This window comes from Micromonospora sp. NPDC004336 (assembly GCF_053602615.1).
In genome coordinates this window covers 1-21,446 of sequence record NZ_JBSGDY010000030.1, presented here as the reverse complement: position 1 = coordinate 21,446, position 21,446 = coordinate 1, and the positions used below count along the sequence as shown (strand labels likewise).

Sequence of the window (21,446 nt, the reverse complement as noted above, 5' to 3'; positions counted from 1 at the left end):
GTCCCGTGGGAGGCCGTTACCGTGTCAGCGTGGACACCACCGAGGTCAACCGCAGCCCGTTCACCACCCTCTTCAACTTCCGCGACGTCGGCGGCCACATCGGCCACGACGGACGGGCGGTCCGCCCCGGCCGGCTCTACCGCTCCGACTCGCTACACCGCCTCGACGGCGCCGACCGCGAGGCGTTCGCCGCCCTCGGCGTACGCACGGTCATCGACCTGCGCCGCCCGCACGAGGTGGAACGTGACGGCCGGGTCCCCCACTTCGACGGCCTGACCTGGCACCACGTCCACCCCGAGCACGCGGAGTGGGGCGAGACCCCCTACCAGCCGGGCAGCGACCAGGCCCGCTACCTCGCCGACCGGTACGCCGACCTCGCCGCGACCGGCACCGCCGGGCTGGCGAGGGCCGTCGGGCTGATCGCCGAGGCCGCCAATGCTCCCGTAGTGGTGCACTGCGTCGTCGGCAAGGACCGGACGGGCCTCGTCTGCGGGCTCACCCTCGCGGCCCTCGGCGTCGGAGACGACGACATCGCCGCCGACTACGCGCTGAGCACGGCGGCCGGCGAGCGGTTCCACGCCTGGTACGCGGCCTACACGCAGCGGACGGGGCAGAGCCTCCCGCCGCTGACCTGCCCCGCCGAGGCCATGACGCTCTTCCTCGCCGAGCTACGCGACGCCTACGGCTCCGTCGAGGGCTACCTCCGCCACGCCGGCGTCACCGATGCCCAACTAGCCGCCCTCCGCACCCACCTCCTAACCTGACCCACCCCACACGCCCTACCCCACCCCGCCTCCCGCCCTCGCCTCGCCTCCCGCCCTCGCCTCCCGCCCTCGCCTCCCGCCCCCGCCCCCTCCCCCACTCCGCGATCTTGCAGTTCCTGCCCCCGCTATGCCGGACTTGCCCCTTCTGCCCGGGCACAAAGTGCAAGATCGACGCGGGCGCGGGCGCGGGCGCGGGGCGAGGGGCGAGGGGCGAGGGCGCAGGGCGAGGGGCGAGGGTGAGAGGTGGGGGTGCCCCCGCGCCGGGTGGGGGCGCGGGGGCGGGACGGTTGTGTTCGGGGGCGCGGGTCAGAGGATGCGACGGACCCAGTCGTGGGGGTCGGCGGCGCGGCCCCGCTGGAGGTCGACGAGCTGCTGCCGTAGGGCCATGGTGACGCGACCGGGCTCGCCGCCGCCGACCAGGAAACCGCCGTCGGGGAAGCGCACCTCTCCGATCGGGGTGATCACCGCGGCGGTGCCGCAGGCGAACACCTCCCGGAGCCGCCCGCTCGCCGCGTCGGCCTGCCAGTCGGCGAAGCTCACCGGCCGCTCCTCGATCCGGTGCCCCGCGCCGGCGGCCAGGGTGAGCAGCGACTCCCGGGTGATGCCGGGCAGGATCGTGCCGGTCAGCGGCGGGGTGACCACGGTGCCGTCGTCGTAGACGAAGAACACGTTCATGCCGCCCAGCTCGTCGACGAAGCGCCGCTCCACCACGTCCAGGAAGACCACCTGGTCGCAGCCGTGCTCGATCGCCTCGGCCTGGGCCACCAGCGAGCTGGCGTAGTTGCCGCCGCACTTCGCCGCGCCGGTGCCGCCCGGCGCGGCCCGGGTGTAGTCGGGCGTCACCCAGACGGTGACCGGCTTGACCCCGCCCGAGAAGTACGCGCCGACGGGCGAGGCGATCACCACGTAGAGGTATTCGTTGGCGGGCCGGACGCCGAGGAAGACCTCGCTGGCGAACATGAACGGGCGCAGGTAGAGGCTGCCGTCCTCGCCCTCGGGGATCCAGTCCCGGTCGGTCTCGACGAGCCGGCGCAGCGAGTCGACGAACGCCTCCTCGGGCAGCGGCGGCATCGCCATCCGCCGGGCGGAGGCGGCGAACCGGGCGGCGTTGGCCTCCGGACGGAACATGGTGACCCCGCCGTCGGCCGTCCGGTACGCCTTCAGGCCCTCGAAGATCTCCTGCGCGTAGTGCAGCACCGCCGCGGCCGGGTCCATCGGGATCGGCGCGCGGGCCTCGACCCGGGCGTCGTACCAGCCCTTGCCCTCGGCGTAGCGGATGGTGACCATGTGGTCGGTGAAGACCCGCCCGAACCCGGGGTTGGCCAGCAGGGCGGCCCGGTCGGCGGCGGATACCGGCGCGGGATTCGGACGGATCTCGAAGTCGAGCTTGTCACCACCGCTCATCGCGCTGACCTCCCTGCGGAACGAACGGCACGCGGGTCCGCATGCCGAGAATTGTGGTGCGAGAAACTTACCCCGAACGGTCGTTCAGCCGGTAGCGCCGTCCGGACGCCGCCGCGCCGCCGCACGGATGGACACCCCGCCGCCGCACGGCTGGACGCCGCCGGCCCGCAGCGGGATGGTGCGGCGGACGAGGACCGGCGCCCCGGTGAGGCGACGCGGCGGACAGAGGCCGGCGCCCTGGTGAGGCGACGCGGCAGACGAGGGCCAGCGCCCTGGTGAGGCAGCACGGCGGACGGGAACCGGCGCCCCGGTGGGGCGGCCGAGGGGTCAGGAGGCGGCGTGCCCGGCCAGCCGGTCGCCGACCTCCTCGGTACGCAGCGGCACGCCGGCGGTCCGGGCGGCCAGCTCCGCGCCGACCGCGGCGGTTACCCGGGCGGCGGCGTCGGCGTGGCCGAGCTGGTCGAGCAGCAGCGCGGCGGAGAGCACGGCCGCCACGGGGTCGGCCACGCCACGCCCGGCGATGTCCGGCGCGGAGCCGTGCACGGGCTCGAACATCGAGGGGTACGCCCCCTCGGGGTTGATGCTGCCGCTGGCCGCCAGCCCGATCCCGCCGGTGACGGCGGCGGCGATGTCGGTGAGGATGTCGCCGAACAGGTTGTCGGTGACCACCACGTCGTAGCGCTGGGGCTGCGTCACGAGGAACATCGCGGCGGCGTCGACGTGCTGGTATTCCGTGGTCACGTCGGGGTGCTCGGCGGCGACCGCCTCGAACGCGCGGGCCCAGAGCGAGCCGGCGTGGGTGAGCACGTTGGTCTTGTGCACCAGCGTGACCTTGCGCCGCTCCCGGCGGGAGGCGCGGGCGAAGGCGTCGCGGACGACGCGCTCCACCCCGTGCCGCGTGTTCAGGCTCTCCTCGGTGGCGACCTCGGCGGGGGTGCCCCGGTGCAGCACGCCGCCGGCGCCGGCGTAGAGGCCCTCGGTGCCCTCGCGCACCACCACGAGGTCGACCTCGCCGGGCTTGACGCTGGCCAGCGGCCCGGCCACGCCGGGCCAGAGCCGCGACGGGCGGAGGTTGACGTACTGGTCGAAGGCGAACCGCAGCTTCAGCAACAGGCCCCGCTCCAGCACGCCCGGCGGCACGCTCGGGTCGCCGACGGCGCCGAGCAGGATCGCGTCGTGCCCGGCCAGCTCGGTCAGCACCGAGTCGGGCAGCACCTCGCCGGTGCGGTGCCAGCGGGCCGCGCCGAGGTCGTACTCGGTGGCCTCCACCCCGGGGAGCACGGCGTCGATGACCTTGCGGGCCTGCGCGACCACCTCGGGTCCGATCCCGTCCCCGGCCACCACCGCGATCCGTGCCACGTCCTGCGCTCCTTCGACTCGCCGTTTGGTCCGACCGTACGCCGCCGTCCCGCGTCCCGGTACGAAGGTTCCAGAATGCGGGATATCGGGATGCACAGGGAGCTCACAGGTGACATTCATGGTCAGGTCATCTCCGCTGCCTAGCGTGGTGACGAGTCGGGTCACGGGGGCCCGCGACGGCACCGCGACGACGCGGCGCCGGCAGCGAGGGAGCACTGTCATCATGCGGATCGACCAGCAGCCACGCACCCGCTGGGTGGACCAGTCGGCCTTCCAGCCCCGCCGGCCGGACCTGCGCCTGGGCTCCCGCAACCACCGGGTCGACCGCCTCGGCGCCGCCACCGGCGACCGGATCGCCGTGCAGCACACCGTCCGGACCACCACGGCGGAATACTCGCTGCTGCTCAACGCCCCCGAGTGGCTGGGCCGCCGGGGCGTCGGGGAGGCGCTGCGGGACGCGGTCGCGGAGCTGCGGGCCATCGACCTCACCTACGGCCCCACCCGGCCGGAGAGCCTCGTCTCCCGGCTGCGCCGGGGCGAGATCAGTCCCGAGTCGTACCCGCCGCTGGCCGACCTCGTCGACCGCTGCGCGGCGATGCGGGCGGCCACCGACGGCTGGTTCGACGCCTGGGCGGTGCCCGGCGGCTTCGACCCGGGTGGCCTGCTCGGCGGGTGGGCGGTGGAGCGGGCCGCCGCCCGGCTGCGCGCCGCCGGCATCCACGACTACGCCGTGCTCACCGGCGCCGACCTGGTCGTACGCGGACACGCGGCGCACGGCGGGCCGTGGCGGGTCGCGGTGCACCACCCGACGGACCGGCACCGCGCGCCGCTGGTGCTGGAGATGACGGCGGGCGCGGTCGGCACCTCCGGGGTCAGCGGCCGGCGGGGGCACGTGGTCGACCCGCACACCGGCGAGCCGGCCGACCAGATGGTCGCCGCGACGGTCGTCGGCCCGGACCTCGCGGTGGCCGACGCCTACGCCACCGCGCTCTACGCCGCCGGGCCGGCCGGGCTGGCCTGGTTCCGCAACGGGTCGGACTACCGCGCGCTCTTCGCCCACCGCCGCTGAGCCCACCCCGAGGAGTCGGCGCCGGCGACGACGCGCACGGCAGGCCGCCTGGCAGACGACCACCCGCACACGGAAAGCCGCCTGGCAGACGACGAGCACCACGAACGGGAAGCAGGCTGGCAGACGACGACCACCGCACACCGGGAGCCGCCTGGCAGCGGGGAACGCGATCGGCCCCCACGGTCTCGGCAACGACCGTGAGGGCCGGTCAGCGACGAGTGCGCGTGGCTCGCGCAATCGAGGGGTGCGGGCCGGTCGGCCGGACGTCGACCTCGCCACCCGAAGACGGGCCTACGCCGCGAGCTCGGCCAGTGACCGCACCGGTACGCTAGCGAATCGACGCAACTCGACGCAAGGGTCTCCACACCGGACTGTGGCGGCGCCGATCGCGTCGGTCGGCAGGGCGATTTCGACAGTGAGCACGGCGGATGGCACGCTGTCCGCCGTGAGTTTCGATCTGAGCGTGTGGGCCCTGGCGGACGGGGCGACACCCGAGGACGTGCGGGCGGCCGTGGGCCGCTGCCGGCACGGGCAGCACGTCGAGCGCTACCCGGACCCGCGGGTCGTGGCGTTCTACCGGGCGATCACCAGCAGATACCCGGACCGCCCCGCCGGGCGGGACACCCCGTGGGCGGTGGCGCCGCTGCACGCGGCGAGCGACCACGTCGAGCTGAACCTGCACCCGACCTGCGCGGACGAGGTGCTGCTCGACATCGAGCGGCTGGCCGGCGAGCACGACCTCATGCTCTTCGACGCCCAGGACGGCTCGGTCTACCCGCCGCCGGCCCGGCTGCCCGGCTGACCCTGCCCGCGTACGACGAAGGGGCCCGGCGGATCGCCGGGCCCCGCTGTCGTGCGCTCAGGTCACTCGTCGCGCAGGTCGGCGGCGCTGGCCGCCACCGCGCCGATCGAGTCCGCGGCGGAGGTGAGCAGGTCCGCGCCGAGCGCCTGGTCGACCGTGAGGGTCATCAGCGTCTCGCCGCCGGCCTCCCGGCGGGCCACCTGCATCGCCGCGATGTTGATCCCGGCCTCGCCGAGCAGCGTGCCGACGGTGCCGACGACGCCGGGGCGGTCGGCGTAACGCAGGAAGACGAGGATGCCCTCCGCGCCGATCTCCACGTCGAAGCCGTCCACCTCGGTCAGCTTGATGACGTCCCGCGCGCCCGCCTGCGCCACCGTGCCCGAGACGCTGACCGTACGGCCGTCGGGCAGCGCGCCGCGCACGGTGACCAGGTTGGGGTGGTCGACCGTCTCGGCCTGGGTGGCCAGGGTGACCTCGACGCCGCGCTCGGCCGCCAGGTGCGGGGCGTTGACGTAGGTGACCTGCTCCTCGACGACCGAGCTGAACAGCCCCTTGGTGGCGGCGAGCTTGAGCACCGACACGTCGTGGTTGACGATCTCGCCGCGCACCTCGACGGTGACGCTGGCGGCGACCCCGCCCGCGACGGCGGTGAAGGCCCGGCCGAGCTTCTCGGCCAGCGGCAGCAGCGGCCGTACGTCCTCGGCGACGACCCCGCCGGCCTGCACGTTCACCGCGTCCGGCACGAACTCGCCCTGGAGCGCCAGCTTGACGCTCCTGGCCACGGCCAGACCGGCCTTGTCCTGCGCCTCGGCGGTGGACGCGCCCAGGTGCGGGGTGGCTACCACGTTGTCGAAGGCGAACAGCGGCGAGGAGGTGCACGGCTCCTTGGCGTAGACGTCCACGCCCGCGCCGGCGACCCGGCCCTCGGCGATCGCGTCGGCCAGGGCCTGCTCGTCGACCAGCCCACCCCGTGCGGCGTTGATGATCCGGACGCCCGGCTTGACGACGGCCAGCTCCTTCTCACCGATCAGGCCGACGGTCTCCGGGGTCTTCGGCAGGTGGATGGAGATGAAGTCGCTCTCCCGCAGCAGCTCCTCCAGGCCCACCAGGCGCACGCCGAGCTGGGCCGCGCGGGCCGGCTGGATGTAGGGGTCGTACGCGATCAGCCGGGTGCCGAAGGCGGCGATCCGCTGCGCGAAGAGCACGCCGATGCGGCCGAGCCCGACCACGCCCACGGTCTTGCCCTGGATCTCCACGCCGGTGTACTTCGACCGCTTCCACTCCCCCGCCTTCAGCGCGGCGCTGGCGCTGGCGGTGTTGCGGGCCACGGCGAGCAGCAGCGCGAGGGCCTGCTCGGCGGCGGAGACGATGTTGGAGGTGGGGGCGTTGACGACCATGACGCCCCGCGCGGTGGCGGCCGGCACCTCGACGTTGTCCAGGCCCACGCCCGCCCGGGCGACGACCTTCAGCCGGGGCGCGGCGGCGATCGCCTCGGCGTCGATCTGGGTGGCGCTGCGCACGATGACGGCGTCGGCCTCGGAGAGCGCCGAGAGCAGGGCCGGACGGTCGGTGCCGTCGACGTGACGGACGTCGAAGTCGTGGGCGAGCACCTCGATGGCGGCGGGGGCGAGTTCTTCGGCGATCAGTACGACAGGAGTCATTGGTCCTCTAGTTGTCGTCAGAGCGGTGGGCCGGGCTGCGGGACGCCGCGCTGCGCCCTGCGCTGATCCGGGCCATGGCCGTCAGGTGCCGGCTACGCACCTACCCGCGATCGTAGGGGGCCGGCCGGCCGGCGGGTCCCGGACCACGGGGTGAGTGCCCTCACAACGGGTGACGACGCGCCGGTGAACGGCGCGCGACACGGCGCCCGGACCACCGGGACTCGGCGGACCGGCGCGGCGGACAGCGGTGGGACAGGGAGCGGCCCGGCCGGCTCGGCGGGCAGCGGTGGAGAAGGGCGCGGCGCGGCGGACAGCGGTGGGACAGGGAGCGCCCGGCCGGCTCGGCGGGCAGCGGTGGAGAAGGGCGCGGCGCGGCGGACAGCGGTGGGACAGGGGGCGGCCCGGTCCGGACGCCGGGGAGAGCGCCCGGGCCGGGCCGCGGGGGTGACGTGTCAGGCGGTCTCGGTGATCGGGCGGTCCACCCAGCTCATCATGCCGCGCAGCTTCCGGCCGGTCTCCTCGATCGGGTGCGCCGCGCCCTCGGCCTGCCACTTGCTGAAGTTCGGCCGGCCGGCCTCGTCCTCGGCCACCCACTCCCGGGCGAACTCGCCGGACCGGATCTCGCCCAGGATCTTGCGCATCTCCTCCTTGACCCGGGCGTCGATGACGCGCGGCCCGCGGGAGAGGTCGCCGTACTCGGCCGTGTCCGAGATGCTGTAGCGCATCTTGGCGATGCCGCCCTCGTACATGAGGTCGACGATCAGCTTCAGCTCGTGCAGGCACTCGAAGTACGCCACCTCGGGGGCGTAGCCCGCCTCGGTGAGCACCTCGAAGCCGGTCTGCACGAGCGCCGCCGCACCGCCGCAGAGCACCGCCTGCTCGCCGAAGAGGTCGGTCTCGGTCTCCTCGGTGAAGGTCGTCCGGATCGCGCCGGCCCGGGTGCCGCCGATGCCCTTGGCGTACGACAGGGCCAGGGCGAGCGCGTTGCCGCTGGCGTCCTGCTCGACGGCGACCAGGCAGGGCACGCCCTTGCCGTCGGCGTACTGGCGGCGGACCAGGTGACCGGGGCCCTTCGGGGCGACCATCGCCACGTCGACCTCGGCGGGCGGCTTGATCAGGCCGTAGCGGATGTTGAAGCCGTGGCCGAAGAAGAGGGCCTTGCCCGGGGCCAGGTTCGGCGCGATCGACTCGGCGTAGAGGCGGCGCTGGGCGGTGTCCGGCGCCAGGATCATGATGACGTCGGCCTCCGCCGCCGCCTCGGCCGGCGTCACCACGCGCAGGCCCTGCTCCTCCGCCTTGGCCCGGCTCTTGGAGCCCTCCGGCAGGCCGATCACCACGTCGACGCCGGAGTCGCGCAGCGACAGCGCGTGGGCGTGGCCCTGGCTGCCGTAGCCGACCACCGCGACCTTGCGGCCCTGGATCAGGCCCAGGTCGGCGTCGTCGTCGTAGTACACCTCAACGCTCATGATTTCCCTTTCGTACGGCGGTCCGGGCGGCCCGTCGTGGATCTGTGCGGTGTCGGTTCGCCGGCGGCGCGCGGCGCCGGCGGCGTCGGGGTTCAGGCGGCCCGGAGGGCGGGACCGGCGGTGATGGAGCGCGAGCCGCGCCCGATCGCCACCAGCCCGGACTGGACCATCTCCTTGATCCCGAAGGGTTCGAGGTCGCGCAGCAGCGCGTCGAGCTTGTCCGGGGTGCCGGTGGCCTCGATGGTCAGGGTGTCCGGGGCCACGTCGACCACGCGGGCCCGGAACAGGCCGACCGTCTCCAGGACCTGGGCCCGGGCCGCGCGGTCGGCGCGCACCTTGACCAGCAGCAGCTCCCGGGCGACCGAGACCTGCGGATCCAGCTCGACGATCTTGAGCACGTTGACCAGCTTGTTGAGCTGCTTCGTCACCTGCTCCAGCGGGGACGACTCGGCGTTGACCACGATGGTGATCCGGGAGACGTCCGGGTTCTCGGTCTCGCCGACGGCGAGGCTGTCGATGTTGAAGCCGCGCCGGGAGAACAGCCCGGAGACCCGGGCCAGGACGCCCGGCTTGTTCTCGACCAGCACCGACAGGGTGTGCATCGTCATGGGAGTGCCTTCCTCGTCATGCCCTCGTGGCGCGCGCTCGGCCCGGCCACGGCTACAGCTCGTCCTCGTCGAAGGCGGGGCGGACACCCCGGGCGAACATGATCTCGTCGTTGCTGGTCCCGGCGGCTACCATCGGCCACACCATGGCGTCCTTGCCGACCACGAAGTCGATGACCACCGGGGCGTCGTCGATGGCCATCGCGGCCTCGATGGTCTTGTCGACGTCCTCGGCGTTCTCGCAACGCAGACCGATGCAGCCGAGCGCCTCGGCGAGCTTGACGAAGTCGGGGATGCGGTGCTTGTGGGTGCCGAGGTCGGTGTTGGAGTAGCGCTCCCCGTAGAACAGGGTCTGCCACTGCCGCACCATGCCCAGGTTGCCGTTGTTGATGACGGCGATCTTGACGGGGATGCCCTCCAGCGCGCAGGTGGCCAGCTCCTGGTTGGTCATCTGGAAGCAGCCGTCGCCGTCGACCGCCCACACCACCGTGTCGGGCTTGCCGACCTTGGCGCCCATCGCCGCCGGCACCGCGTAGCCCATCGTGCCGAGGCCGCCGGAGTTCAGCCAGGTGTACGGCTTCTCGTACGAGATGAACTGGGAGGTCCACATCTGGTGCTGGCCGACCCCGGCGACGAAGATCGCGTCCGGGCCGGCGATCTCACCGAGCCGCTTGATCACGTACTGCGGGGAGAGGGTGCCGTCGGCCGGCTCCTCGTAGCCCAGCGGGTAGCGCCGGCGCAGGTCGTCGAGCTGGGTCCACCAGTCGGCGGTGTCGGCGCGGTGGCCGGCCGACTGCTCGTTCGTCACCGCCGCGACCAGCTCGTCGATGACGTGCCGGGCGTCGCCGACGATCGGGACGTCGGCGTGCCGGTTCTTGCCGATCTCGGCCGGGTCGATGTCGGCGTGCACCACCGTCGCGTCCGGGGCGAAGGAGTCGAGCTTGCCGGTGACCCGGTCGTCGAAGCGCGCCCCCAGGGCCACGATCAGGTCGGCCTTCTGCAGGCCGTAGACCGCGGCGACGGTGCCGTGCATGCCGGGCATGCCCAGGTGCTGGGGGTGCGAGTCGGGGAACGCCCCGAGCGCCATCAGCGTGGTGACCACGGGGATGCCGGTCAGCTCGGCCAGCCGCCGCAGCCCCTCGGTGGCGCCGGCCTTGAGCACGCCGCCGCCGACGTAGAGCACCGGGCGGCGGGCGGAGGTCATCAGCCGCGCCGCCTCGCGGATCTGCTTGCCGTGCGGGTGCAGGGTCGGCCGGTAGCCGGGCAGGTCCAGCGTCGGCGGCCAGGTGAAGGTGGTGGGCGCCTGGAGGACGTCCTTGGGGATGTCGACCAGGACCGGGCCGGGCCGGCCGGTGGCCGCCAGGTGGAACGCCTCGGCCAGCACCCGCGGGATCTCCTCGGCGTTCTGCACGAGGAAGTTGTGCTTGGTGATGGGCAGCGTGATGCCCTGGATGTCCGCCTCCTGGAAGGCGTCCGTGCCGATCGAGGGCCGCGCGACCTGACCGGTGATCGCCACGATCGGCACCGAGTCCATGTACGCGTCGGCGATCGGGGTGACCAGGTTGGTCGCGCCGGGGCCGGAGGTGGCCATGCAGACCCCGACCCGGCCGGTCGCCTGGGCGTAGCCGGTCGCGGCGTGCCCGGCGCCCTGCTCGTGGCGGACCAGGATGTGCCGGACGGTGGAGTCGTAGAGCGGGTCGTACGCCGGCAGGATCGCCCCACCCGGGATGCCGAAGACGACGTCGACGCCGAGCGCCTCGAGGGACCGCACGAGCGAGCCGGCGCCGGAGACCCGGGCCGGGGCGGGTGTGCGTACCCCCGGGACGGCCGGGTTGGCGGCGGCGCGGGCGGCGCCGGCGTGGTCGGCGTCGGCCGCCGGCTCGGCGCCCGTGCGGGCCCGCCGGGCGGAGTGGGCGAGTGTCTCTGGCGTGGGTCTCGTCATGGCGGTTCAGGCCTTCGGCTGGAGTGGGTGAGGCTGTTCGAGCGGTGTGACGCGGGACGCGGGCCCGGCGTCGATTGGTCCGACGGCAACAAAAAAGCCCTCGTGCAGGATGCACGGGGCCAGCGCACTCTCGATGGACGAGAGCGCGCTCAGGTAAGTACTCGCAGCGACCGGTACGACGACATGCGGTCAAGCCTGACGCATCTCACGCGATGAGTCAACTGATCCCACATGTTGGTTGACGGATCGCGGGGATTCACCCGTTCGGGGCGCCTGCCCACCCCACTCCACCTGCCCGGACTCCGGTTCCGGCGGGCGCGGGGCGGGCACCGTGGGCAGCCGTCGGGGCCGCGCGGCGGGAGCGGCGGGCGGGGCGGGGGCGGGAGCCGGCGAAGGGCGGGCGCCGGGCGACGTGGCCGCCTCCAGCATCGCCTCCAGGTGCTCGGCCGGCACGCCCCAGCCGAACAGCGCGCCCTGGCCGAACCGGCAGCCGGCGGCGACCACGGCGGCCAGCTCGGTCGGCGTGGTGACCCCCTCGGCGATGACCTCCAGCCCGAGCTGGTGGCCGAGGCGCATGACGATGTCGACCATCGGCGCGAAGGCGGGGCCGTCCCGGTCGACCGGCCGCACCGGCTCGTGCTCGGCGACCAGGCCGTGATCGATCTTGAGGATGTCGATCGGCAGGCGCCGCAGCTGGCCGAGCGAGGAGTAGCCGGCGCCGAAGTCGTCCAGCGCGATCCGGACGCCGGTCAGCCGCAGCGCGGTCAGCCGCCGGATCAGCTCGTCCAGGTCGGTCGCCACGGCGTGCTCGGTCACCTCCAGCACCAGCCGCTGCGGCGGCACGTGGTGGGCGCGCAACGCCTCGGCGACCTGGACCACGTATTCCGGGGCGTGCAGCTCGCGCGGCGAGACGTTCACCGAGACCCAGACGTCGTGGCCGTCGGCGAGCCAGCGGGAGAGCTGGTAGCAGGCCTGGTGCAGCACCCACGCGCCCAGCTTCGCGATCATCCCGCACTCCTCGGCGAGCGGGATGAACTCGTCGGGGCGGACGTTGCCCAGCTCCGGGTGGCGCCAGCGCAGCAGCGCCTCCGCGCCGACCGGGCGCACCGACGGCAGCGAGGCCACCGGCTGGAACGCCAGGCGCAGCTCGTCGCGCTCGATCGCCCCGCGCAGCTCGTGTTCGAGGGTGGTGCGCCGGCGCAGCAGCCGGTCGTACGCGGCGTCGTAGCGCTCGATCCGGTTCTTGCCGCGCTGCTTGGCGTAGCGCAACGCCAGGTCGGCGTGGCGCAGCAGCAGCTCCACGTCGGGCTCCCCGGCCCAGCCCGCCAGCCCGATGCTCACCGACAGGAAGACCGCCCCCTCGGGCTGGTCGTAGGCGCCGCCGAGCACCCCGAGCAGCCGCTCGGCGACCCGGTCGGCGTCGGCCGGGCGGCCGTGCATCAGCACCGCGAACTCGTCGCCGCCGAGCCGGGCCGCCACGTCGCCCGGGCGCAGGTTGGCGCGCAGCCGCCGGCCCACCTCGGCCAGCACCGCGTCGCCGACGTCGTGCCCGCGCATGTCGTTGACGTTCTTGAAGCCGTCGAGGTCGAGGCCGAGCAGCACGCAGGGCGTGCCGGCCTCGGCGCAGCGGTGCAGCGCCCGCAGCAGCCCCCGCCGGTTGGCCAGCCCGGTCAGCGGGTCGGTGTGCGCCAGCTCGCGGAAGTGGGCCTCGCGCTCGGCCAGCCGTCCGGCGTAGCCGCGCACGTCGTGCAGGGTCAGGTACTGCCGGGTCACCAGGGCGAAGCCCTCCACGCTGCCGGCGACGATGCCGAGCGCGTCGAACCGGCCGTCCTGGAGGAGGTGGTACATCGCCGAGGCCGCCATCGCGAACATCGGGACGAACGCGTGGTCGCCGTCGCGGCGGATCAGGTCGAGGTCGGCCCGGCCGGCCGGCGCCCCGGCGCGGGCGGCCAGCGCCGCGCCGAACAGGCCGGCGGCGAGCGCCCCCGACCCGGCCAGCGCCACGCCCGGCCCGGCCTGGCAGAGGCCGGTGGCGACGCCGAGCCCGCCGCAGGTCACCGCCGTGGCCGCCGCGCCGAGGCCGGCGAGGAACCGGCGCGGCGGCGCGGCGCGGAACGCCACGATGAGGGCGATCCCGGCGGTCAGGGCCGCGCTGACCGTGGCCAGCAGGATCGGCGGGCAGGCCACCGGGGTGGCGTCGCCCAGCAGCCGGGTCGGCTCGGAGAACAGCACCCAGCCGACGAACCAGAACGCGGCGGCCATCACCAGCCCGTCGAGCGCCAGCCGGAGCGCCGCCGCCGCCGAACCCGCCACCCCGGGGAGCCGGAGCAGCCCGGCCGAGAAGAGCAGCCCGCTGGCCGCCGTGCCGACCCCGACGACCGTGGCCCACCCCGGGCGCCGCTCCGCCCCGTGCGCCTCGTGGCCGGCCGCGGCGAGCGCCACGACGACCCCGACCAGGAGGCTGGCGAGCGCGACCGCGGACGCCGCGGCGAGCAGCGCGTACGCCTGCCGGTGCGGCCCGGACCGGCGTCGGGCGTCGACGGCCGACAGCGCGGTGGCCACCGCCGCGACCAGCCCGCACAGCACCGCCGCCGCGACCATGCCCGGGGAGAGATGCACGTCTCAACTGTGCCGGATCGGGACCGGCCGTGGGGGACCGGGTGTGCATCTGTTGGGACACGGCACGCACGGCCGGCGGGCGTGCCGGCGGCGGTGCCACACTTGTGTGCATGCCTGAGCTGCGGTCGAAGACCTCCACGCACGGTCGGACGATGGCCGGCGCCCGGGCCCTGTGGCGGGCCACCGGGATGACCGACGACGACTTCGGCAAGCCGATCGTCGCCATCGCCAACAGCTTCACCCAGTTCGTACCCGGTCACGTGCACCTGAAGGACATGGGCGGCCTGGTCGCCGAGGCGGTGGCCGAGGCCGGCGGGGTGGGCCGCGAGTTCAACACGATCGCGGTCGACGACGGCATCGCCATGGGGCACGGCGGCATGCTCTACTCGCTGCCCAGCCGCGAGCTGATCGCCGACGCCGTGGAGTACATGGTCAACGCGCACTGCGCGGACGCCCTGGTCTGCATCTCCAACTGCGACAAGATCACCCCGGGCATGTTGCTGGCCGCGCTGCGGCTCGACATCCCGACCGTCTTCGTCTCCGGCGGGCCGATGGAGGCCGGCAAGACGACGGCGATCGAGGGGGTCGTGCACAGCAAGATCGACCTGATCGACGCCATGATCGCCTCCTCCAACGAGGCGGTCACCGACGGCCAGCTCGGCGAGATCGAGCGGTCGGCCTGCCCGACCTGCGGCTCCTGCTCCGGCATGTTCACGGCCAACTCGATGAACTGCCTCACCGAGGCGATCGGCCTGGCGCTGCCGGGCAACGGCTCGACGCTGGCCACCCACGCCGCGCGCCGCTCGCTCTTCGTCGAGGCCGGCCGCACCGCCGTGGAGATCGCCAAGCGGTGGTACGACGGCGACGACGCCTCCGTGCTGCCCCGCGCGATCGCCAGCCGGGCCGCGTTCGAGAACGCGGTCGCCCTGGACGTGGCGATGGGCGGCTCGACCAACACGATCCTGCACCTGCTCGCCGCCGCCCGCGAGGCCGAGCTGGACTTCCACGTCGCCGACATCGACGAGATCTCCCGCCGGGTGCCCTGCCTGGCCAAGGTCGCCCCGAACTCGCCGCAGTACCACATGGAGGACGTGCACCGGGCCGGCGGCATCCCGGCGATCCTCGGCGAGCTGGACCGGGCCGGCCTGCTCAACCGGGACGTGCGCGCCGTGCACTCCCCCAGCCTGGAGCGCTGGCTGGCCGACTGGGACGTCCGGGGCGGCTCGGCGACGCCGGAGGCGGTCGAGCTGTTCCACGCCGCCCCGGGCGGGGTGCGCACCACCGAGCCGTTCTCCACCACCAACCGCTGGTCGTCGCTGGACACCGACGCGGCCGGCGGCTGCGTGCGGGACCGCGAGCACGCATACTCGGCCGACGGCGGGCTGGCCATCCTGCACGGCAACCTGGCCCCGGACGGCTGCGTGGTGAAGACCGCCGGGGTGCCCGAGGAGTGCCTGACCTTCCGCGGCCCGGCCAAGGTCTACGAGTCCCAGGACGACGCGGTCGAGGCGATCCTCAACAAGCGGGTCGTCGCCGGCGACGTGGTGGTGATCCGGTACGAGGGTCCGAAGGGTGGCCCCGGCATGCAGGAGATGCTCTACCCCACCTCGTTCCTCAAGGGCCGGGGGCTGGGTCGGGCCTGCGCGCTGCTCACCGACGGGCGGTTCTCCGGCGGCACCTCCGGGCTCTCCATCGGGCACGTCTCCCCCGAGGCGGCCTCCGGCGGGCTGATCGCCCTGGTCCGCGAGGGCGACGAGATCGTCATCGACATCCCGGGCCGCTCCATCGCGCTCGACGTGCCGGAGGACGTGCTCCAGGCCCGCCGGGTCGCCGAGGAGAAGCGCGACAAGCCGTACACGCCGGTGGACCGGCAGCGGCCGGTGTCGGCGGCGCTGCGCGCGTACGCCTCGATGGCCACCTCGGCCAGCGACGGCGCCTACCGCCGCGTCCCGGAGTAGCCGCCCCCGCTGCCCGGGCGGTGGTGGCCGGAGGGTCGGGGGCCAAGGGTCGTCCGGCGCTGTCGAGCTGAGTCGCTTGCGACATCAGCTCGACAGCGTGCTCCGTGTCGGCGCCTTCGGCTACCCGACTCCGGCTCCGCCCTGCCGCTGATCGTGGCCGGAAGTCAGAGGCCGGCGGGCTGGTGGGCCCCGGCTGCCGGCAGCACGACGGTGCGGGCGTGGCGGATGGCGGCCGGGGTGTCGGGGAAGACCAGCCCGTCGCGGCGCAACTGGGCGGCGACGCCGAGGGTGGCCAGCACCTGGTCGTGGTCGGGGTCGATGCCGGAGAGCAGCACGGTGACGCCGCGTTCGGAGAGCCGGTGGATGGCGTCGCCGAGCACCTGCGCGCCCGTGGCGTCGAGGGTGGTCACCCGGGACATCCGCAGGATGACCACGCGCACGTCGGCCACGTCGGAGAGCCGCAGCAGGAAGTTGTGCGCGGCGGCGAAGAAGAGCGGCCCGTCCAGCCGGTAGGCCACGATGTGGTCGGCGAGCAGCGCGTGCTCCTCGGCGCCGTGCTCGCCGGGGTCGAGGGGCACCTGTTCCACCCGCGCCGTGCGGGCCACCGCGCGCAGGGCGATCACGATCGCCACGCCCACCCCGACCGCCACGGCGGTCACCAGGTCCAGTGCCACCGTGACCGCGAAGGTGAGCACCAGCACGAGGGCGTCGCCCCGGGTGGCGCGGGCCAGCGCCCAGAGCGATCCTGCCTCGACCATCCGCACGGTGGTGGCCAGCAGGACGCCGGCCAGGGCGGCGAGCGGGATCCGGCCGACCAGCGGGGCGGCGGCCAGGACGATCCCGGCGAGGGCGACGGCGTGGGTGAGCGCGGCCAGCTTGGAACTCGCGCCGGCCCGCACGTTCACCGCCGTACGGGCGATGGCGGCGGTGGCCGGGATCCCGCCGAACGCCGGGGCGGCGAGGTTGGCCAGCCCCTGGCCGAACAGCTCGCGGTCCGGGTCGTGGCGCTGGCCGACCGTCATCCCGTCCGCCACGGTGGCGGAGAGCAGGCTCTCCAGCGCGGCCAGCGCCGCGACCGCGAGGGCAGAGGGCAGCAGGGCCCCGACGGCGTCGAGGTCGAGGAAGCCGAGCGAGGGGGCGGGCAGGCCGGCGGGCAGCGCGCCGATGCGGGCCAGCTCGACCGGGGCGGTCTCGGCCAGCAAGGTCGCGGCGGCCACTCCGAGCAGGGAGAACGGCCAGCCGGGACGCCAGCGCGCGCCGAGCAGCATCACCGCCGCGACGCCGAGGGCCATCGCCACCGGGACCGGCCGCGGGTCCGCGACGAACCGGAGGACCGCGTCGGCGGCCACGGCCCAGACGCGGTCGCCGTGCGCGTCGTTCACCCCGAGGGCGGCCGGCACCTGTTGCAGGGCGATGACCACCGCGATGCCTGCCGTGAAGCCCTCGATCACCGGGACGGGCAGGTAGTGGACGTAGCGGCCGAGGCGGGCGAGGGCCAGCGCGATCAGCACGAGCCCGGCCAGCGCACCGACCATCAGCACCCCGGTGGGGCCGAACTGCTGGACCACCGGCACCAGCACCACGGTCATCGCCCCGGTGGGCCCGGAGACCTGGAGGTGGGAGCCGCCGAAGACGGCCGCGACCGCGCCGGCCACCACCGCCGTCACCAGCCCGGCCTGGGCGCCGAGCCCGGAGGTGACGCCGAAGGCCAGGGCCAGCGGCAGCGCCACCACCGCCACGGTCAGCCCGGCGAGCAGGTCGCGCCGGGGCGCGCGGCGCACGGCCTGCCAGTCGGCGCGCGACGGCAGCAGCCCGAGGAACCGGTCGGCCAGCCCGAGCGGCTGGCTCACCGCTGCGCCCCGGAGGACCGCAGCTCGTCCAGCAGCGCGTCCCGGTCGGTGAGGACCGCGCCGAGGATGCGCCGGCCGGCGGCCAGCAGGTCGGCCACGTCGGGGGTGCTGAGCGCGTACATCACCAGGGCGCCGTCGCGGCTGGAGGTGACCATGCCGGCCCGGCGCAGCACGGCGAGCTGCTGGGACAGGTTCGACGCCTCGACGTCGATCGCGGCCAGCAGGTCGCGGACGGGCTTCGGCCCGTCCTGGAGCAGCTCCAGCACCCGGATCCGCACCGGGTGACCGAGGGTGCGGAACAGCTCCGCCTTCGCCTGGTAGAGCGGTACCGACACGTCAGCCTCCGTCACGCGACGCCATATTCGGTTGCCAACTTTAACACTTGCGAAATTCTTCAACTCGCAGCGTGGGCCGAGCCCGCCCCGACCGGGCGCCGGCGGCCGGCACGTCAACGGTCGGGACGCGGACGGCGGCAACGTCGGCGGCTACCGCCGCGTGCCGGGGAGGGCGCGACAGGCCGCCGCGTGCGGCGGGGGCCGCCTGCCTCAGTACGCGACCAGGGCGATGAGCAGCGACGACACGGCGCCCGCGAGCAGCACCGCGCCCGTGCCGAGACCGACCACGGCGCTCACCGCGACGCCGCGGGCCCGAGCCAGCGGGACCGCCGCCAGCGCCACGGCCGTCACCAGGGCGGCGACCACGTGGACCAGCGGGTAGTCGATCAACGCCGCGACCGGGAACAGGTGCAGGCCCACCACGAGGGCGACCCAGACCGGGATCAGGTCCCGTCGACGCCGCAGGGCGAGCAGCACGGCACCGAGTGCCGCGGCACCGAACTCGATGCCCACGACCACTCCGAAGGAACGGCTGGTGTCGGCGTCGAAGGCCGTCGGGTCGGACCAGCGCTGCCAGGTCAGGATGCCGCCGACGGCCGCCGTGAGCAACGAGAACATCGATCCGAGGCCGAGGATCGGCGGCCACCGCCTGGGCGGCGACTCCTGAGCCCAGCCGAACCAGCCGGACCCGAAGAGACCGAACACGACAGCCGTGGCCGACGCGTCACGAATGTGCTCCGCGATCATCATTTTCCCCCGGGCGATGCGGTGACGGGCTCACGCCGTGGCGGCCACCCGATCTTGGTAGATCCTCGCCCACCGAGCGGGCCCCCCGCCATCGGGGTCCTGCCCTGCCCGGACGCCCGGCTCCACTCGCGCGCCCAGCCTCCCGCCCCGACAGAGATCTTGGCGGGAAAGTGCCCCTCCAGGGGCCGTTGCTCGCCAAGATCTCCGTCGGGCGAGCGGGAGTCGTGCGAGTCGAGCCCGAACCGCGGCGCCGGCCGGTCGGAGCGGTCCGGGGCGCCGGCCGGTGCAGTAGCGTGGGTCGCGCCGCCGGTCGTCCCGGCCTCCCGGTGACGCCCGCCCCGGCGGGAGAAGCGGAGGAGTACGCCGGTGAAGCGCCCCACGATCGCCGACGTCGCCCGACGCGCCGGGGTCTCCAAGGGGGCGGTGTCCTACGCGCTCAACGGTCAGCCCGGGGTCTCCGAGGCCACCCGGCAGCGGATCCTCGCCATCGCCGCCGAGATCGGCTTCAGTCCGAGCCGCGCGGCGCGCTCCCTCTCCGGCGCCACCGCCGACGCGGTCGGCCTCGCCCTCTGCCGCCCGGCCCGCACGCTCGGCATCGAGCCGTTCTTCATGGGGCTGATCAGCGGCGTCGAGGCCGAACTCTCCGCCCGGTCGTACGCCCTCACCCTCCAGGTGGTCGCCGACGAGGAGGCGGAGGTCGCGGTCTACCGCCGGTGGTGGGGCGAGCGGCGGGTCGACGGGGTCCTCGTCTGCGACCTGCGCACCGACGACCGCCGGGTGCCGGTGCTGGCGGAGCTGGGCCTGCCCGCGGTGGTGATCGGCGGCCCGGGCGGCACCGGCGGGCTGGCCAGCGTCTGGTCCGACGACGCGGCGGCGCTGGTGGAGACCGTGGAATACCTGGCCGCCCTCGGCCACCGTCGGATCGCCCGCGTCGGCGGGCTGCCCGAGCTGCTGCACACCGAGATCCGCAACGAGGCGTTCGCCGGGGTGTGCCGGCGGCTCGGCCTGACCGACGCGGTCACCGTGCCGTCGGACTACACCGGCGAGGAGGGGGCGCGCGCGACCCGCCGGCTGCTCAGCTCGGCCGGCCGCCCCACCGCCGTGATCTACGACAACGACGTGATGGCGATAGCGGGCCTGTCGGTGGCCCAGGAGATGGGCCTCGCCGTGCCGGGCGACCTCTCCATCGTGGCCTGGGACGACTCGCCGCTCTGCCAACTGGTGCACCCGCCGCTGACCGCGCTCGGCCGGGACATCCCGGCGTACGGCGCGCACGCCGCCCGGCAGCTGCTCGCGGTCATCGGCGGCGCGCCGGCCGGCCGGGTTGAGGACGAGACGGCCCGGCTGACGCCCCGGGGCAGCACGGCCCCGCCGCGCGCCGCCTGAGACCGGGGACCCGTTCCGTTCCCCCGGCGCCGACGCCCGACCGGGATCGGCGATGGCTCCGGCAGCGGGTCAGCGCGACGCCGACGGGAACTCCTCGAAGTACGCCTCCACCCGCTCCGCCGTGGCCGGGCGGGCCAACGCGAAGCCCTGCCCGTACCGGCAGCCCGCCCGCCGGGCGCCCTCGACCAGGCCGGCCGACTCGAGCTCCTCGGCCACGATGTCGAGGCCCAGCCGGTCCCCCACGTTGACCACCACGTCGATGAGCGGACGCTGCGGATCCGCCGGGTCCACCAGCTGCGGGCCGACCTTGAGCAGGTCGATCGGCAACCGGCGGAGCTGGGCCAGCGAGGCGTGCTCGGCCCGGAAGTCGTCCAGCGCGGTGCGCACGCCCAGCGAGCGCAGCCCGGCCAGCCGGGCCACCACGGTCGGCAGCTCGGCACCCACCCGGGGCTCCGCCACCTCGACCACCAGCCGCTCCGGCGCCACCCCGTACGCGTCCAGCACCGCGGCCGTGCGCGGCACGAAGTCGGGCGCGGCCAACTCCCGGACGGTCACGTTGACCCCCATCCAGAGCTGCCGGCTCCCCAGCGACCAGGCGGCGAGCTGCCGGCAGGCCCGGTCCAGCACCCAGCAGCCCAGCTCGCCCACGATGCCGAGATCCTCCGCCACCGGCAGGAACTCGGCCGGCAGCACCGTGCCGAGCACCGGGCTGCGCCAGCGCAGCAGAGCCTCCGTACCGACCGGCTGCCGGTCGCCCAGGTCGAGCACCGGCTGGTAGACGAGGTCCAGTTCGCCGCGGGCGACCGCCCCGGGCAGTTCCCGTTCCAGGTCGAGCCGGCGGACGAGCTGCTCCTCCAGGTAGGCGTCGTACCACTCGACCCGGTCCCGGCCGAGCTGGACGGCGCGCCGCCGGGCCAGCTCCGCCTGGCGCAGCACGTCCTCCGGGGCGGCACCGGCGACCTCGGCCAGCCCGACGCTTACCCGCAGCCGCAGCACCCCGCCCGGCGCCCGGTAGGGCCGGGTGAGGGCGGCGAGGAGCCGGGCGCCCAGCGCGTACGCCAGCACCGGGCCGGTCGCGGTGACCACCGCGAAGCCGGTGGCGGTGAGGTCGGCGAGCAGGTCGCCGGGGCCGACGACCGCGCGGGCACGCCGGGCGACCTCGGCCAGCAGGTCCTCCCGGGCGGGGTCGCCGGGCCCGTCGCCGACGGTGCCGCCGGGGCCGTGCAGGTCGACGACGAGCACCGCGCCTCCGGGCGACGGCGCGTCGCGCAGGACGGCGAGGGCCCGCAGCAACCCGGCCCGGTCCGCCGGCTCGCCGGTACGGCCGCGCATCGACGGGTGCCCCTCCGCCCCCGCCACGCGGTCCGCCGGGGGAAGACCAGCGGCCGGCGTGGCCTCGCCGGCCGGCGACGGCGTGCCGACCGGCGACGGCGTGCCGACCGGCGACGGCGTACCGGCACGGCGCTACCTGGCCGCGAC

16 protein-coding genes are annotated in these 21,446 nt (G+C 74.8%); 5 read left to right on the top strand and 11 right to left on the bottom strand.

Going from position 1 to position 21,446, the window contains the following annotated elements:
• Positions 1-29: 29 nt before the first annotated feature.
• Positions 30-764 carry a tyrosine-protein phosphatase gene (locus ACWENR_RS09525; RefSeq protein WP_452276572.1) on the top strand — a complete coding sequence of 245 codons (735 nt, stop codon included), beginning with the start codon at positions 30-32 and terminating at the stop codon, positions 762-764.
• 306 nt (positions 765-1,070) lie between these two features.
• Here the strand turns inward: ACWENR_RS09525 and ACWENR_RS09520 are convergent, their stop codons facing one another.
• Together ACWENR_RS09520 and ACWENR_RS09515 are read right to left on the bottom strand one after the other, a co-directional pair.
• Complete coding sequence (locus tag ACWENR_RS09520; RefSeq protein WP_452276571.1) at positions 1,071-2,168, bottom strand: branched-chain amino acid aminotransferase; 1,098 nt, start codon at positions 2,166-2,168, stop codon at positions 1,071-1,073.
• Positions 2,169-2,495: 327 nt separating this feature from the next.
• Complete coding sequence (locus ACWENR_RS09515; RefSeq protein WP_452276570.1) at positions 2,496-3,527, bottom strand: 3-isopropylmalate dehydrogenase; 1,032 nt, start codon at positions 3,525-3,527, stop codon at positions 2,496-2,498.
• Between the two features lie 223 nt (positions 3,528-3,750).
• On the opposite strand from ACWENR_RS09515, the gene ACWENR_RS09510 reads away from it, so the two are divergent.
• Together ACWENR_RS09510 and ACWENR_RS09505 are read left to right on the top strand one after the other, a co-directional pair.
• Positions 3,751-4,596 (top strand): FAD:protein FMN transferase, encoded by an 846-nt coding sequence (locus ACWENR_RS09510; protein ID WP_452276569.1) that lies wholly within the window; start codon positions 3,751-3,753, stop codon positions 4,594-4,596.
• 445 nt (positions 4,597-5,041) lie between these two features.
• Entirely contained in the window at positions 5,042-5,398 is a 357-nt protein-coding gene (locus ACWENR_RS09505) for a hypothetical protein (RefSeq protein ID WP_452276568.1), read from the top strand.
• Between the two features lie 62 nt (positions 5,399-5,460).
• On the opposite strand, the gene serA is transcribed toward ACWENR_RS09505, so the two are convergent.
• The 5 genes from serA to ACWENR_RS09480 all read right to left on the bottom strand — a co-directional run bounded on the left by serA (position 5,461) and on the right by ACWENR_RS09480 (position 13,673).
• Positions 5,461-7,059, bottom strand: coding sequence for a phosphoglycerate dehydrogenase (serA, locus tag ACWENR_RS09500; protein WP_452276567.1), 1,599 nt, complete (start codon positions 7,057-7,059; stop codon positions 5,461-5,463).
• Positions 7,060-7,511: 452 nt separating this feature from the next.
• The gene (gene ilvC / locus ACWENR_RS09495) at positions 7,512-8,525 is read right to left on the bottom strand and encodes a ketol-acid reductoisomerase (RefSeq protein WP_091096898.1); all 1,014 of its coding nucleotides are present in this window, start codon (positions 8,523-8,525) and stop codon (positions 7,512-7,514) included.
• A 92-nt stretch (positions 8,526-8,617) separates the two neighbouring features.
• On the bottom strand, positions 8,618-9,133 hold the full coding sequence (gene ilvN, locus ACWENR_RS09490) for an acetolactate synthase small subunit (RefSeq protein ID WP_091096900.1): 516 nt from the start codon (positions 9,131-9,133) through the stop codon (positions 8,618-8,620).
• Positions 9,134-9,185: 52 nt separating this feature from the next.
• The gene (locus ACWENR_RS09485) at positions 9,186-11,072 is read right to left on the bottom strand and encodes an acetolactate synthase large subunit (RefSeq protein WP_452276566.1); all 1,887 of its coding nucleotides are present in this window, start codon (positions 11,070-11,072) and stop codon (positions 9,186-9,188) included.
• 189 nt (positions 11,073-11,261) lie between these two features.
• Positions 11,262-13,673 carry a putative bifunctional diguanylate cyclase/phosphodiesterase gene (locus tag ACWENR_RS09480; RefSeq protein ID WP_452276590.1) on the bottom strand — a complete coding sequence of 804 codons (2,412 nt, stop codon included), beginning with the start codon at positions 13,671-13,673 and terminating at the stop codon, positions 11,262-11,264.
• A gap of 128 nt (positions 13,674-13,801) precedes the next feature.
• Between ACWENR_RS09480 and ilvD the strand changes: the two genes are divergently transcribed.
• A complete protein-coding gene (gene ilvD, locus ACWENR_RS09475; protein ID WP_452276565.1) occupies positions 13,802-15,649 on the top strand; it encodes a dihydroxy-acid dehydratase in 1,848 nt (615 codons plus the stop codon).
• 164 nt (positions 15,650-15,813) lie between these two features.
• On the opposite strand, the gene ACWENR_RS09470 is transcribed toward ilvD, so the two are convergent.
• The 3 genes from ACWENR_RS09470 to ACWENR_RS09460 form a co-directional block, all read right to left on the bottom strand.
• Positions 15,814-17,499 (bottom strand): SulP family inorganic anion transporter, encoded by a 1,686-nt coding sequence (locus ACWENR_RS09470; RefSeq protein ID WP_452276564.1) that lies wholly within the window; start codon positions 17,497-17,499, stop codon positions 15,814-15,816.
• Positions 17,496-17,834 carry an ArsR/SmtB family transcription factor gene (locus tag ACWENR_RS09465; protein ID WP_452276563.1) on the bottom strand — a complete coding sequence of 113 codons (339 nt, stop codon included), beginning with the start codon at positions 17,832-17,834 and terminating at the stop codon, positions 17,496-17,498. Before ACWENR_RS09465 ends, ACWENR_RS09470 begins: the two co-directional genes overlap by 4 nt.
• Positions 17,835-18,044: 210 nt before the next feature.
• Complete coding sequence (locus ACWENR_RS09460) at positions 18,045-18,581, bottom strand: hypothetical protein (RefSeq protein ID WP_452276562.1); 537 nt, start codon at positions 18,579-18,581, stop codon at positions 18,045-18,047.
• 366 nt (positions 18,582-18,947) lie between these two features.
• On the opposite strand from ACWENR_RS09460, the gene ACWENR_RS09455 reads away from it, so the two are divergent.
• On the top strand, positions 18,948-19,967 hold the full coding sequence (locus tag ACWENR_RS09455; RefSeq protein WP_452276561.1) for a LacI family DNA-binding transcriptional regulator: 1,020 nt from the start codon (positions 18,948-18,950) through the stop codon (positions 19,965-19,967).
• A gap of 69 nt (positions 19,968-20,036) precedes the next feature.
• Here ACWENR_RS09455 and ACWENR_RS09450 read toward each other — a convergent pair whose 3' ends face one another.
• Positions 20,037-21,299 (bottom strand): EAL domain-containing protein, encoded by a 1,263-nt coding sequence (locus tag ACWENR_RS09450; RefSeq protein ID WP_452276560.1) that lies wholly within the window; start codon positions 21,297-21,299, stop codon positions 20,037-20,039.
• Between the last annotated feature and the right edge of the window lie 147 nt (positions 21,300-21,446).

Coding starts and splice junctions, on each gene's coding strand:
- ACWENR_RS09485 (WP_452276566.1), bottom strand. CDS start 11,072: ATGACGAGACCCACGCCAGAGACACTCGCCCACTCCGCCCGGCGGGCC.
- ilvN (WP_091096900.1), bottom strand. CDS start 9,133: ATGACGATGCACACCCTGTCGGTGCTGGTCGAGAACAAGCCGGGCGTC.
- serA (WP_452276567.1), bottom strand. CDS start 7,059: ATGACTCCTGTCGTACTGATCGCCGAAGAACTCGCCCCCGCCGCCATC.
- ACWENR_RS09510 (WP_452276569.1), top strand. CDS start 3,751: ATGCGGATCGACCAGCAGCCACGCACCCGCTGGGTGGACCAGTCGGCC.
- ACWENR_RS09520 (WP_452276571.1), bottom strand. CDS start 2,168: ATGAGCGGTGGTGACAAGCTCGACTTCGAGATCCGTCCGAATCCCGCG.
- ilvC (WP_091096898.1), bottom strand. CDS start 8,525: ATGAGCGTTGAGGTGTACTACGACGACGACGCCGACCTGGGCCTGATC.
- ACWENR_RS09450 (WP_452276560.1), bottom strand. CDS start 21,299: ATGCGCGGCCGTACCGGCGAGCCGGCGGACCGGGCCGGGTTGCTGCGG.
- ilvD (WP_452276565.1), top strand. CDS start 13,802: ATGCCTGAGCTGCGGTCGAAGACCTCCACGCACGGTCGGACGATGGCC.
- ACWENR_RS09460 (WP_452276562.1), bottom strand. CDS start 18,581: ATGATCGCGGAGCACATTCGTGACGCGTCGGCCACGGCTGTCGTGTTC.
- ACWENR_RS09480 (WP_452276590.1), bottom strand. CDS start 13,673: ATGGTCGCGGCGGCGGTGCTGTGCGGGCTGGTCGCGGCGGTGGCCACC.